At 63.0% G+C, this 13164-nt stretch carries 12 protein-coding genes; 6 read left to right on the forward strand and 6 right to left on the reverse strand.

The genetic code is table 11. The features are described from left to right. Positions 1 to 16 precede the first annotated feature (16 nt). The 3 genes from HJA_RS04520 to HJA_RS04530 all read right to left on the reverse strand — a co-directional run bounded on the left by HJA_RS04520 (position 17) and on the right by HJA_RS04530 (position 2325). Positions 17 to 283 carry an HU family DNA-binding protein gene (locus HJA_RS04520; protein WP_034768228.1) on the reverse strand — a complete coding sequence of 89 codons (267 nt, stop codon included), beginning with the start codon at positions 281 to 283 and terminating at the stop codon, positions 17 to 19. Positions 284 to 382: 99 nt separating this feature from the next. Beyond that, positions 383 to 1297, reverse strand: coding sequence for a hypothetical protein (locus HJA_RS04525; RefSeq protein ID WP_035578682.1), 915 nt, complete (start codon positions 1295 to 1297; stop codon positions 383 to 385). A 2-nt stretch (positions 1298 to 1299) separates the two neighbouring features. Continuing rightward, on the reverse strand, positions 1300 to 2325 hold the full coding sequence (locus HJA_RS04530) for an NADP-dependent oxidoreductase (protein WP_035578686.1): 1026 nt from the start codon (positions 2323 to 2325) through the stop codon (positions 1300 to 1302). Between the two features lie 169 nt (positions 2326 to 2494). Between HJA_RS04530 and HJA_RS04535 the strand changes: the two genes are divergently transcribed. Then, complete coding sequence (locus HJA_RS04535) at positions 2495 to 3418, forward strand: Gfo/Idh/MocA family protein (protein WP_035578692.1); 924 nt, start codon at positions 2495 to 2497, stop codon at positions 3416 to 3418. Here the strand turns inward: HJA_RS04535 and pth are convergent, their stop codons facing one another. Together pth and HJA_RS04545 are read right to left on the reverse strand one after the other, a co-directional pair. Beyond that, entirely contained in the window at positions 3419 to 4030 is a 612-nt protein-coding gene (pth, locus tag HJA_RS04540; RefSeq protein ID WP_035578695.1) for an aminoacyl-tRNA hydrolase, read from the reverse strand. It abuts the gene before it with no gap. A 101-nt stretch (positions 4031 to 4131) separates the two neighbouring features. Further along, on the reverse strand, positions 4132 to 4779 hold the full coding sequence (locus HJA_RS04545) for a 50S ribosomal protein L25/general stress protein Ctc (protein WP_035578699.1): 648 nt from the start codon (positions 4777 to 4779) through the stop codon (positions 4132 to 4134). Between the two features lie 261 nt (positions 4780 to 5040). Here HJA_RS04545 and HJA_RS04550 point away from each other — a divergent pair, with 261 nt between their 5' ends. From HJA_RS04550 to HJA_RS04565, 4 genes are all read left to right on the forward strand, one after another. Continuing rightward, a complete protein-coding gene (locus HJA_RS04550; protein WP_035578701.1) occupies positions 5041 to 5244 on the forward strand; it encodes a hypothetical protein in 204 nt (67 codons plus the stop codon). 127 nt (positions 5245 to 5371) lie between these two features. After that, positions 5372 to 5638: a DUF4212 domain-containing protein gene (locus HJA_RS04555; protein ID WP_035578703.1), complete on the forward strand. Its 267-nt coding sequence runs from the start codon at positions 5372 to 5374 to the stop codon at positions 5636 to 5638. Between the two features lie 4 nt (positions 5639 to 5642). Continuing rightward, positions 5643 to 7412 carry a sodium:solute symporter family protein gene (locus HJA_RS04560; RefSeq protein ID WP_035578706.1) on the forward strand — a complete coding sequence of 590 codons (1770 nt, stop codon included), beginning with the start codon at positions 5643 to 5645 and terminating at the stop codon, positions 7410 to 7412. Between the two features lie 142 nt (positions 7413 to 7554). Then, the gene (locus tag HJA_RS04565; RefSeq protein WP_035578709.1) at positions 7555 to 11010 is read left to right on the forward strand and encodes a PAS domain-containing hybrid sensor histidine kinase/response regulator; all 3456 of its coding nucleotides are present in this window, start codon (positions 7555 to 7557) and stop codon (positions 11008 to 11010) included. 8 nt (positions 11011 to 11018) lie between these two features. Here the strand turns inward: HJA_RS04565 and HJA_RS04570 are convergent, their stop codons facing one another. Continuing rightward, a complete protein-coding gene (locus HJA_RS04570) occupies positions 11019 to 11651 on the reverse strand; it encodes a response regulator transcription factor (RefSeq protein WP_035578711.1) in 633 nt (210 codons plus the stop codon). A 186-nt stretch (positions 11652 to 11837) separates the two neighbouring features. Between HJA_RS04570 and HJA_RS04575 the strand changes: the two genes are divergently transcribed. Then, a complete protein-coding gene (locus HJA_RS04575; RefSeq protein ID WP_035578714.1) occupies positions 11838 to 13133 on the forward strand; it encodes a DcaP family trimeric outer membrane transporter in 1296 nt (431 codons plus the stop codon). Positions 13134 to 13164: the final 31 nt, after the last annotated feature.

A 13164-nucleotide genomic window follows, 5' to 3' on the forward strand; every position in this document is an offset into this window, starting at 1 on the left:
TAACGGATGACCGGTTCTAGAGGTCCTTCATTGCGGAGGCCGGCTTGAAGGAAGCCGATGTCTTCTCCGGGATCTTGATCGGTTCACCGGTTGCCGGGTTCCGGCCGGTGCGGGCATTGCGGGTTTTCGGCGCGAAAGTGCCGAAGCCTGCGATGGCGACCTGCTTACGCGATTTCACCGCGTCAGCGATCGTGTCGAATACAGCATCAACGGCCTTGCCGGCGTCGCTTTGCGACAGACCAGAAGCAGCGGCCACTGCCTTCGTAAGTTCACCCTTGTTCATACGGGTTCTCCTCTGAGTTAAACGGCGATGCCCCGCCGTTGGTTCGACTAGTCCACGATTCGGAAACCCTGAACACGCCGGATTCCCAATAAACACGGGCTATACGCCCGGAATCCAGCCCTCTTCGGCCTTAATTTTCGTGTTTTCGGCCGGTTCCAGGCTTTTGGCTGTGGAAAATGCAGCTGAAAGCGCCCCTTTTTCGTCGAGGGACGCATAATAATGGGCAATTTCGCGAACCTGGGCCGCATCCAGCGTTTCGCCGGATTCGGGCTTTACCTTGGTCAATGAGGGGTAAATCTCGGTCATGACGACGTTCACGTCAGTGAGCGTTTCCTCGGTCAGGGGCTCTGCCGGATCGAATTCGAACGGCCAGATCCGGGCGCCCGGCCAGGCCTCGCGCAGGGCATGGACATGGGGAATCCCGGTCAGGGACTGGCTGCCGACACTGCCAGTATAAGCGAGCTGCCAGACAGATTTCGGCTGGCCCAGCTTGTTGTCGCGCAGATGGGCTTCAACGATCCGGTATTCCGGCAGGGGGCCATCAGTGTAGTCGGGCTTCGTGCTACCCAGTGTCGAGACGACATCGCGCGCCGGCGCCCCCCAGAAGGGGAACGGCCCCTTCGAGACGGCATAGTTCATCCCGGCTGCGATGGCGTAGCGGGCGTTGGAATTGTCCGGCTTGTCCTTCAGCTTCGCGGCGAGGTGCTCATGCATGGCCTGCCACGGCGCCTTGCCGTCCAGCTTCAGGCCGAGGGCCTCTGCCGTGCCGGCCGGGTAGCCAAGCGAGAAGTCAAACCCCAGAAGGACACGGTCGCCGCGCTTCGTCAGCTTGCCGACCATGTCCTCCAGGAATTCGCGGGCCTTCAGACGCGTTTCAATGTTCACGGCGCGGAACTGAAGTTTCAGGCGTGCGTCCTTGGCCAGGATGCCAATCCAGATCGAATTGGCCCCGGTCACGGGCTTTGACGCCGCGCTCCAGTCCACCATGATATACGCGTCGAAGAGAGCCGCCATGACTATCCCAGTTTCACAAGCATCTTGCCGGTATTGGCGCCGCTGAAGAGACCGATGAAGGCGTCAGGCGCCTTGTCGATTCCCTCCATCACGGTTTCCTGGAACTTCATCTGCCCTGCCGCGATCCATTTGGCCATATCCGCAAGGAAGGCTGGCTGCATATCGGCGTGGGTCGAGACGATGAAACCCTGGATCTTCAGCTGCTTGCCGACGACCTGGATGATATTGGGCGGACCAACCGGCGTGCCGGTTTCGTTGTACTGGGCGATCATCCCGCATTCGGCAAAGCGTGCCATCGGACGGGCTGCTTCGATGGCGGCGGTCAGGTGGTCGCCGCCGACATTGTCGAAATAGACGTCGATGCCTTTCGGGGCGGCTTCCTTCAGGGCAGCGACGAGGCCTTCAGCCCCTTTGGCCTGTTTGTAGTCGATCACATGATCGGCGCCGAGCGACTTCACGAAAGCGCATTTGTCCGGTCCGCCGGCCGAGCCGATGACGGTGCAGTTCTTGATCTTGGCGATCTGCACCACGGTGGAGCCGACGGCGCCAGCTGCGCCGGAGACGAACACGGTGTCGCCTTCCTTCAGCTCGGCCACTCGCAGGATGCCGGCATAGGCCGTGAGGCCCGGCATGCCCGCGACACCGAGAAAGGCGCTGTCCGGGAGGCCGGTATCGCCCGGCAGTTTCACCGCCATGGCGCTCGCCGGATCGCCGACCCAGGCCGTGCGCCAGCCATTCATCGACTGGACAAGGTCGCCGACCTGGAAATCGGGATTGTTCGATGCCGTCACCCGGCCGACGGCGCCGCCGGTCATGGTTTCGCCGATCTGGAAGGGCGGCACATAGCTTTCACGGTCATACATGCGGCCGCGCATATACGGGTCGACCGACATCCAGGAATTCTGGACCTGAATTTCACCGGGGCCCGGCTCGCCGATCTCGACCGTCTTTTTCTCGAAGTCTGACTGCTGCGGCAGTCCGACGGGGCGGCGGGCAAGGGCCCATTCCGTTGATGTAAGTGTAGCCATTCGTGATTCCTCCTGCTTGGTTTCCTGTGTTTGTCTTGGGCCCTAATTGGGCGTGAAGAGCGGCGCTGTGAAGGGGCAATCGCCAAGAAAGCCGCTGCGGAGGGGCTGTGCCACAGCCTTGATACTGCGGCGGTTGGGTGCCATGCCGAACGGGACAGAGGGCTAGGACATGACGAAGCTGAAAGTGGGCGTCGCGGGCGCCGGGGTGTTCGGGAACTATCACGCGCAGAAGGCGGCCGCATCGGTCCACACCGATCTGATTGGCGTCTACGACATCGATCTGCCCCGTGCGACCCGTATCGCTGAGCAGTTCGGCGCGAAGGGCTTCGACGACTATGCCGCTTTCCTGGAGGCATGCGACGCGGTCGTGATTGCTGTGCCCGCCACCTGGCACGAACCCTTGGCCCGGCAGGCAATCGAGGCGCACCGTCATGTTCTGTGTGAAAAGCCTCTGGCCCTGACCGGCAAGGCCGCGCGCTTCCTTGCTGACGAGGCCGCAGCCCATGGCCGCATCCTTCAGGTGGGCCATCAGGAGCGCTTCGTCGCGAAGGCGATGGGCGTGCTGGCCATTGAGGAAACCCCGCTGCTGCTGGAATCGGTCCGTTCCGGTCCGCCGGCGCCGGACAATCGCGCAGGCGATGTGTCGGTCATCTGGGATCTGATGATCCATGACCTCGACCTTGCCGCGATGATGCTGGGCAATGAGTTTACCGGCGTGAGCGCCACAGGGCGCCGCGTCCACTCGGCCCATATCGACGAGGCGACGGCTGAGTTCACCTATGCTGCCGGTGGCAAGGCCCGCCTGACAGCCAGCCGCGCCGCCACTGAGCGCCAGCGCAGCATGCATGTCGTCTATCCCTCAGGCGAAATCGCCATCGACTTCCTGACCCGCAAGGTCGAGAACTCCACGCCTTACGAGATCAAGGTCGACATCTCTGCTGAGCTGCCTGACCCGCTGGGCGCCGCTGATGAAGGCTTCTATGCCGCCTGCCTCGGCCTCGCGCGCAGCCCGGTGCCGGCCCACGGAACGGTCGGCGCCGTCGCAATGGCGGAAGCCGCCGAAGCCGCCGTGCTTGCAAAAATCGACGCCTGATCAGGCCTCGCCGCGCTTGGCGGCCTGTTTCGGATCGTGCTTCGGTGCCGGGGCGAGGCGCATGACTTCGGTCTGAAACCGCTCGTCATCGCCATCCAGCAGGAAGGGCAGGGCGCTTCCGATTGCGTCGATCATCGGCTCGAACCATTGCAGGTCAGCCTTGGTGAAGTCTGACAGGACGTGCGGCATGACCATGGCCTTGTCGCCGGGATGACCGATACCGATCCGCACACGGCGGAAGCTTTCGCCGAGATGCGCCATCATCGAGCGCACGCCGTTATTGCCGGAATGCCCGCCACCGCGCTTCACGCGCAGCCGCCCGGGGGCGAGATCGATCTCGTCATAGAAGACGGTCACATCATCAGCCGGGCGCTTGTAGAATTGCAGGATCTTCGAGAGGGCACGGCCGGTCTCGTTGTAATAGGTCTGCGGTTTGACAAGCAGAACCTTTTGCCCGCCGACATTGCCCTCCGCGATCAGGCTTTCGAACTTCGAACGCCATGGCCCGAAATTGTACCGCGTGTGCAGGGCGTCCACCACGATGAAGCCGGCATTGTGCCGGTTCTTTGCGTAGCGGTCGGTGGGGTTTCCCTGTCCGGTAAGGATCAACATGAGGAATGCGCCTCCTGCCGGGGCTTGGGGGTAAAAAGTGAGCGGCCCGCCTGCAACATAGGACAGGCGGGCCGCACGTTAAAGGATGGAAGGGAAGAGACTTAGTCTTCTTTCTCTTCGTCGCCTTCTTCTTCAGCGCCTTCTTCTTCGCCTGCCTCGGCAGAGGTATCATCGGCCTTGGCCGAGCGGCCGGCGATGGTGGCGATGGTGAAGTCGCGGTCGGTGATGGTCGGCTCGGCATCGCCCGGCAGGGTGATGTCGGAGATTTTCACATTGTCGCCGATTTCCAGCTTGGAGACGTCGGCTTCCAGCGATTCCGGAATGTGGCCGGCCGGGACGAGCAGTTCGACCGCGTGGCGAACCACGTTGAGCGTGCCGCCCTTCTTGAGGCCCGGCGAGACTTCTTCGCCGACGAAGTGCACAGCCACTTCTACCTTGATCTTCTGCTTGGCGTCGACGCGGAACAGGTCCACGTGCATCGGCTGGTCGGTGACCGGGTGCATCTGGATCGCCTGCGGGATCACCAGCTGCTTCTCGCCTTTGTGGACGAGGGTTGCGGTCGAAGACAGGAAGTGGCCAGTTTCGATGGCCTTCTGCACTTCACCACGCTTCAGGCTGATCGCCACCGGGTCCTGGCCGCCACCATAGAGGACGCCCGGCACCATGCCGTTTTTGCGGGCTTCACGGGCGCCGCCGGTGCCGACGCGCTCGCGCAGTTCGACATTGAAGGTAATCTGTTGTTTTGACATTGTTTTTCCTTTCGCCCTCGACTCCGCCCCGCCAGTCCGGTGAGGTGAGAAGCTGACACGTACGGCCTCGCGCCGCCGTTTCTGAAGGCGCGCAGGTACCCCATAAGCCCTGTATTGGCAAGGGTTTGCGGCAGGTGGAATGGGGCGGGCTTTAGCGCCCTGTCAGTCTGCTTTGACTTGTTTCCGCCCCCTCCGACCAAGGTCGGGGATGGTGGCGGGGGGAAATCGCGTAAACTGGTGAAAAGAATACGGGAGGAAAAGATGCTGAAATCGCATGTGATGATGGCCTTCGGCCTGCTTATGGCCGCAATCTATGCGGTGCGTCTCGCGTCGGGCTTCAGCCTGTCGGACGGGTTCGGCCTCGGCGAGGCTTACCTGATCGGCGGGCTGGGGCTGGCCGGGGCGCTGCTCTGGAGTGGCTGGAAAGAACGGCGCCACGCCAAGCGTATCCGCCAGGAAAGCTAAGACCAAAGTGGGGCTGTCTGAGACAGCCCTTTTGCGTCAGCGTGCAACCTGCGGCTGCCGCACCCCGACAACAAGAACGGCCACATGAGCCGGCGACGGCAAGGGTCAAAGGGAGGAAACGGAAACAATGACTCACAATATCAAAGAGATTGATGCGAAGGGGTACTGGCGCGACGTCGTCAGGCTGACCCTGAGCCTTCTCGCCATCTGGTTCATCGTGTCCTACGGGGCAGGCATCCTGCTGCGCAGCGTGCTCGACCAGGTGTCGATCGGCGGCGCGCCCCTGGGATTCTGGTTCGCACAGAACGGATCCATCTACGTCTTCGTGGGGCTGATTTTCTACTACTGCCGGGCAATGAACCGCCTGGAGAAGAAATACGGCGTGGAGGCCTGAGACGATGGGCGGCGAGGAATTCTGGACCTATTTCTGGGTCATCCTGACTTTCGGGACTTATATCGGCATTGCGCTCTGGGCGCGGGCCGGTTCGACCGACGACTTCTATGTCGCCGGACATGACGTCCACCCCACCGTCAACGGCATGGCCACGGCGGCCGACTGGATGTCGGCGGCCTCGTTCCTGTCCATGGCGGGCCTGATTGCCTTCATGGGCTATGGTGGCTCGGTCTATCTGATGGGCTGGACCGGCGGTTATGTTCTGCTGGCCCTGTTGCTTGCGCCATTCCTGCGCGAGTTCGGCAAGTTCACCGTGCCGGACTTTGTGGGCGACCGCTACTACTCGACCACGGCCCGCCTGATCGCGGTCGTCTGTGCCCTGTTCGTTTCGTTCACCTACATCGCCGGGCAGATGAAGGGTGTGGGCGTGGCCTTTTCAGGCTTCCTGGGGGTCGAGTTCAACACCGGCATCATGGTCGGCATGGCGATTGTGTTCGTCTACGCGGTGCTCGGCGGCATGAAGGGCGTCACCTATACGCAGGTGGCTCAATATGTCGTGCTGATCTTTGCTTACACTGTACCCGCGATCTTCATTTCACTGATCGTTACCGGAAATCCGGTCCCGCAGCTGGGCTTCATCTCCAATGTGAAGGGTGAAGACATCTCCATGCTGGAGAAGCTGAATACCGTCGTGACGGATCTCGGCTTCCTCGAGTACACGCAGACCGACAAGTCCATGTTCGACGTGTTCGCCATCACAGGCGCGCTCATGTTCGGCACGGCCGGTCTGCCGCATGTGATCATCCGCTTCTTCACCGTGTCGAGCGCAGGGGCTGCCCGCGTGTCGGCCGGCTGGGCGCTGGTGTTCATTGCGCTGCTCTACACGACCGCACCGGCTGTGGCCTCGCTCGCCCGTCTCAACTTCATCGATACGGTGAATGAGTCGACCTATATCGCGAGCGATGCCGACTATGACACCGAAGCGGCGGCCATCGTGGCCGAGGGCGGCAAGCCGATCCCGAAATGGTTCAAGGACTGGGAAAAGATCGGCCTGCTGGAAGTGACTGACAAGAATGGCGACGGCGTTGTCCAGTACCGCGCCGGGGCTGACAATGAAGTCACCAAGCTGGACCGTGACATCATCGTGACGGCGAACCCCTCCATCGCTGGCCTGCCAGCCTGGGTGATCGGTCTTGTCGTGGCAGGCGGACTCGCAGCGGCCCTGTCGACAGCGGCGGGTCTCCTGATGGTGATCTCGTCCTCGGTCAGCCACGACCTCTGCCGGCGGACCTTCTTCAAGGGCATGACCGACCAGCAGGAACTGCTCACCGCGCGGGGCGCAGCGGCTGGTGCCGTGATCCTCGCCGGGATCATGGGAATGAACACGGCCAAGCTCGGCTTCGTGGCGCAGGTGGTTGCCTTCGCCTTCGGTCTGGCTGCCGCCTCGCTCTTCCCGGTAATCGTGCTCGGCATCTTCTGGAAGCGGATGAACCGCGAAGGCGCCATCGCCTCCATGCTGACCGGTCTCATCACCACCTTCTGGTACATCTACCACTTCAAGTTCGTGGACACGGATTCCTCGCACTGGTGGCTGGGCGTGTCTCCGGAAGGGATCGGCTTTGTCTTCATGTTCCTGTCGCTGGCTGTCGGCGTTGTGGTCGCCCTGGTGACCGCTCCTCCGCCACAGGACATCCAGGATCTGGTGGAAGACATCCGTGTGCCCGGAACCCGGACCCCACACGGGATCGCGGACGCGGAAATGCTGCCCGAATAAGAAGGCGGCACTCCGGAACCTTCCCAACCTGGGCGGTCCGTCAGAGCGGACCGCCCATTTTGATTCTCTGCACCAGACCTTGGGCGAACTTGCCAGACGGGCGCCTGGCGGGTGAAGATCGGCCCTCAAGGAGTTTTCGTCCATGCCGGTCTGGCTAATCGTTGGGGCAACGGGGCTTTATGTGCTCGGCCTGTTTGCCATTGCCTGGCGCGGCGACCGGCGCGCGCGGGAGCCTTCGGCAACCCATAGCCCGTACATCTACGCCCTGGCGCTGGCGGTGTATTGCACCTCTTGGACGTTCTTCGGCGCGGTCGGCACGTCGGCCACCAATGGCTGGGACTATTTCGCGATTTATCTCGGTCCGGCGCTGGTCTTCCTGTTCCTGCCGGACCTGATCCGCCGGATCGGGGATGTTGCCCAGCGGGAGAGTATCTCTTCGCTGTCGGACTTTCTGTCCGCCCGCTATGGCAAGAGCCGCGGCGTCGGCGCGCTGGCGGCGTTGGCGGCGGTAGCGGGTAGCCTGCCTTACATCGCCCTACAGCTGAAATCGGTGGGGATGAGCTTTCAGGCGCTGGCCTATGGGGCAGAGAATGCCGGGGCCCGCCCGGCCAGCCAGACCGTCCTGTTCACCGCGCTTGCCATGGGTGTCTTTGCCATCCTGTTCGGGGCGCGCCAGTCGGATGCGACGCGGCGCAATGCCGGCCTGATGCAGGTGCTGGCACTGGAGGCGGTGATCAAGCTCGTCGCCCTGGTGGCCGTTGCCACACTGTCCCTGTCGCTGATCACATCGCCGGACATTCATGTGCCGGCGCAGGCGACCGAGCCGTTTTCAGGCGGGGTTCTGTCACAGCGGATGATCACCACCACGATCCTGTCCATGTGCGCGATTATCTGCCTGCCGCGCCAGTTCCACGTTGCAGTGATCGAGCGGCGCGACCGGCGTGAGGTGAAGACCGCGCGTGTCGTGTTCGTAGCTTATCTCGCCCTGACCAGCGCGGTGGTCATCCCGATCACGATTGCCGGCCTGTCGACCCTCGGCGCCGATGTGCCGCCGGACCTCTTTGTGCTCGACCTGCCGCTGGCGCAGGACAACGGCCTGCTGGCCCTGTTCGTGTTCCTGGGCGGCTTCTCGGCGGCAACCGGCATGGTGATCGTGTCCAGTGTTGCCCTGTCGACCATGGTCACCAATGACCTGATCGTCCCGGCGGTGATGCAGACCGGCCGCTTCGCCAGCCTTGGCGGCAATTCCGGTGCGCGCCTGACCATGATCCGCCGGGGCGTGATCATCGTCATCGTGCTATGTGCCTATGGCTATTACCGGCTGGCCGGGACGGGCGAAGCGCTGGCGCAGATCGGCCTCCTTTCCTTCGCTGCCGCGGCCCAGTTTGCGCCGGGGCTGGTCGGCGGCGTCTACTGGCGCAGCGGACGGCGGGCAGGAGTCGTCTGGGGGCTGTTGCTCGGCATGGGCCTTTGGGCCTACACGCTGTTCCTGCCGGCGATCCTTCAGCATGACCGGATGGCCGCCGCTCTGCCGGGCTGGCTGGACCCGCATGCCCTGCTGGGGGCGCGTTTCGATGACAGCCTGATCCACGGCGTCGTCTGGAGCCTCGGCGCCAATATCGCCGCCTATATCATCCTGTCGCTTAGGGCGCGCGAGCGTCTGCGCGACCGGGTTCAGTCCTCTGTCTTTGTCGGCGATCCGGAGCCGCGCGGCCAGACGGACCCCGGCTCGGCGGATACTGTCGCGGCGGTGACACCCAACGGGCTGAAGACGCTGGCCTCCCGCTTCCTGAACCCTGAAGCCGTGGAACATGCCTTCGCCGATTTCGGGCGGGTGTCCGGTGTGTCCGCATCCGGTGATGGCCCGGCGGACTGGCGGCTTGTTCAGCGGACGGAGCGCTTGCTCGCATCGGCGCTGGGGGCCTCATCGGCCCGCGTCGTGCTGGCATCGGCCATCGGGGGCAACCAGGTCGCCCTGCGCGATGTGCTCTCCATGCTGGATCACAAGACCCAGGCCGAACGGTTCGACCGGCACATGCTGCAATCCATGCTGGAGAACATTTCGCAGGGAATTTCCGTGGTGGATTCAGATCAGCGCCTTGTCGCGTGGAACACCGCCTATCTGGACCTGTTCCATTACCCGAACGATCTCGTGGCGGTCGGCACGCCGGTGTCAAAACTGATCGAATACAATCTGAAGTCCGGCTGGATCGATGGCGACCCGGCAGAAGAGGCCCACCGCCGCGTGGCGCACATGAGGGCGGGGCGCCAGCATACCTATGAACGGCGCAATCCCGATGGGCGCTTCCTGCGCATCGTCGGCAACCCGACGCCGGGCGGAGGCTATGTCACGACCTTCACGGACATCACAGAAGACAAGCTGCGCGAGCGGGCCCTGATCGAAGCCAACGAGACTCTCGAGACACGGGTTCGCGAACGCACGCAGGACCTTGAAGACATGGCGCAGGATCTGGACCTCGCCCGCCGTGACGCCGAAGGGGCGAACGCCTCTAAGACGCGCTTCCTTGCGGCGGCGAGCCACGATCTGCTGCAGCCCCTGAACGCGGCACGCCTGTTCCTCGGTTCCATCCGGGCGGACGAGCAGGGCCAGACGCTGGTCTCACGCGCAGACAAGGCCATTCAGTCTGCAGACGAACTGATCCGCGGCCTGCTGGACATTTCACGTCTCGATCATGGCAGCATCGCGCCGAAGCCGGTGCAGCTGCCGGTCGGTCCCTTGCTGGAGGATCTGGTGGAAGAGGCCATGCCGATGGCAGAGCAGGCCGGGATCGATCTGCGCATCGCCCCCTCCAGCCTCGTGGTGGAGGCGGATCCGGACTTTCTGAAAAGTATCCTGCGGAACTTCATCTCCAACGCCCGGCGCTATACGCGCGAAGGCGCGGTACTGGTCGGGGCGCGCCGGCGTGGAAACATGGCGCGGATCGAGGTGTGGGACACAGGGCCCGGTATTCCCGCAGACAGCCTGCCGCTTGTGTTCGAGGAGTTCCGGCGTTTCGAGGATACCGACAATACAGGTATCCGGGGCGCAGGCCTGGGCCTGCCCGTTTCCAAACGCCTTGCGGACCTGATGGAGGCGGACATCAAGATCCGTTCGGTGCCCGGCCGCGGCAGCGTCTTTTCCGTGACGGTTCCGCTGGCGGCCAAGTCCGGCAAGCGCAAGCGCAGCGTTCCGAAGAATGCGGCGCCAAAACCAGTCAGCCTTGCCGGTCTGAAAGTTCTGGTCGTGGACGACGAAGCCGCCATCGTGGACGGCATGACCGCGTTGCTCACCGGATGGGGCTGTGAGGTCCGCGGTGCGCGCTCTGCCGCCGAGGCACAGGCCTGGCTAGGTGCCGAGCCGTTCGATGCGATGATCGCGGACCTGAACCTGCAGGATGCGATCGACGGCTTTGACCTGATCGCGATGAGCCGGACCAAACTGACCTCACCGGACAATGTACTGCTGTTGACCGCCGCGTCGAACGACGCGGTGCGGACGCAGGCTGGCATCGACGGGGTGGCCATGCTGCGCAAACCGGCCGCGCCAGACGACATCCGCCGCTTCCTGGAGGGGCTGTCGCAGAACGTCTCCGCCTGAGCGCGGGGTCAGAGCGAGGTGGCTTCCTTGAAGATCAGCAGCGCCTGGGTCCGGTTGTTCGCGCCCAGCTTGCGGAAGATCGCCGTCATGTGCGCTTTCACCGTCGCGACCGAAATATCCATCTCATAGGCAATCTGCTTGTTGAGCAGGCCATCATTGAGGCCGGAGAGAACCTTGCGTTGGGCCGGCGTCAGATCCGCCACACGGGCCAGCAGTTCCTCCCGCCCGGCATTGGCGGCGGGATCGTCAGGCGGGAACCATTGCCCGCCATCCAGTGCCGTTGCGAGGGCGGCGGAGAGGTCTTCCATCGACATGCTCTTGGGCAGGTAGCCCGCGGCCCCAAGCGCCCGGGCCGTACCGAAGGCCTGCGGGGCATCCGTTGCCGATACGACGACAATCGGACACCCCGGCCCGGCGGCCATCATCCGCGTCAGTCCGTCGAATTCCTGCGTGTCCCCAAGGGTCAGGTCCAGCAGGATCAGGTCGAAGGATTGTTCCTTAATCCGGGACAGCGCCTCGGCCAGGCTGCTGGCATGATGCGCCGTCGCGCCATCCGGAAACGCCGTGCCGAGCGCGGCTTCGAGCGCGTCACGGAATAATGGATGATCGTCCACGATCAGGACGGTCGGAACCAGTCCCATTCTATCTGCCTCCCCGAGCGCCGCGGGTTTCCTGACCCGCAGTCTGCATCCTGTTAGGGGAACCATACCCCGGCGGAAAGGGATGTCGAGCGGCATTAGACTTTTGTCTTAGCACCAATGGCCAATAGCGGCGTTTCCCTGCCGGAAGGATACTCCCTCAAAACAATAAGGCACGGGAGGAAACTGATGCCAAGGTCAATTAGAGGTTTACTGCTGACGGCGTCTGTTGCGGTCATGGCACTGGCCGCCAATGCGGAGCAGACAGTCGAGGAGCGTATCGCCGCACTGGAAGCGATGGTGGCGGACCTGAAGGCCGAACTGGCCGCTGAAAAAGCGGACACGGACGCAGACATCGTCCGGATCGAGACAGTGGCCACACAGGCTGCGCCGGCCGCAACGGCTCCGAAGACGGATGGTTTTCTCGTCGGGGACACGACCCTCAAATTCGGCGGCATTGTCGATCTCGACGTGCATGCGACCTCGCTGAGCGATGGGGCGATTGCGTCGGGCTCCATCGCGCGGGATTTCTACATTCCGGGCGCCACGCCGGTCGGCGGGGACGGTACGGATTTTACCGACTTCACCGCTGAATCCTCCCGCTTCTTCTTCTCGGCCTCCAAGCCTGCGGGCGAGGACACGGTGCAAGGCTATATCGAGCTCGACTTCCTCGGCTCTGCCCAGGGCAATGAGCTGGTCTCGAACTCCTATTCGCCGCGCCTGCGCCGGGCGTTTGTGAAGTATGGCAACTGGCTGGCAGGCCAGGAATGGTCGACGTTCCAGAACACATCAGCCATTCCGGAGAGCGCGAGCTTCCTGATCCTTTCCGACGGCATGGTGTTCATTCGCCAGCCCCAGATCCGCTACACCAAGGGCAACTGGATGTTCGCCCTGGAGAACCCGAACACGACCACGCTGAATGCCGGCTCACGCGATGAGAACCTCATTCCGGACATTGTCGCTCGCTACAATTTTACCGGCGATTACGGCAATGTCTCCGTGGCCGGTATCGCCCGCCAGCTTCGCGCGGATTTCGGTACCTCGGAAGACGAGACCTTCGGCTACGGCCTCAGCGTTTCGGGCAAGGTGAAAGCCGGCGAGAAAGACGACATCCGCTTCAATCTTGTCGGCGGCGAGGGGATCGGGCGGTATGTCGGCCTAGCGGCCAGCCGCTCCACGGCGCTTGATCCGAACGGCAAGCTGGAAGCCATTCCCAGCTATGGCGGTCTGGTCGCCTGGCGCCATCCGTTCGGTGAAACGGCGCGCTTCAATGTCGGTTATTCGGGCCTGTTTGTCGACAATCCGAACTACCTCCCGGCGAACGCCACGACCAGGTCTGTCCAGTCCGCCTATGGTGCGGTTCTGTGGGATGTCGCCCCGAAAATGACCGTCGGACTGGAGCTGCTTCACGGCATCCGCGAGCTGGAATCCGGCGCCGATGGGTCGATCAGTCGCTTCACCTTCTCCACCAAATATGCATTCTGACATCAGGACGAAAATTCATGCCCTACGAGGA

It is taken from the genome of Hyphomonas jannaschiana VP2 (genome assembly GCF_000685215.1).
Lineage (GTDB): Bacteria > Pseudomonadota > Alphaproteobacteria > Caulobacterales > Hyphomonadaceae > Hyphomonas > Hyphomonas jannaschiana.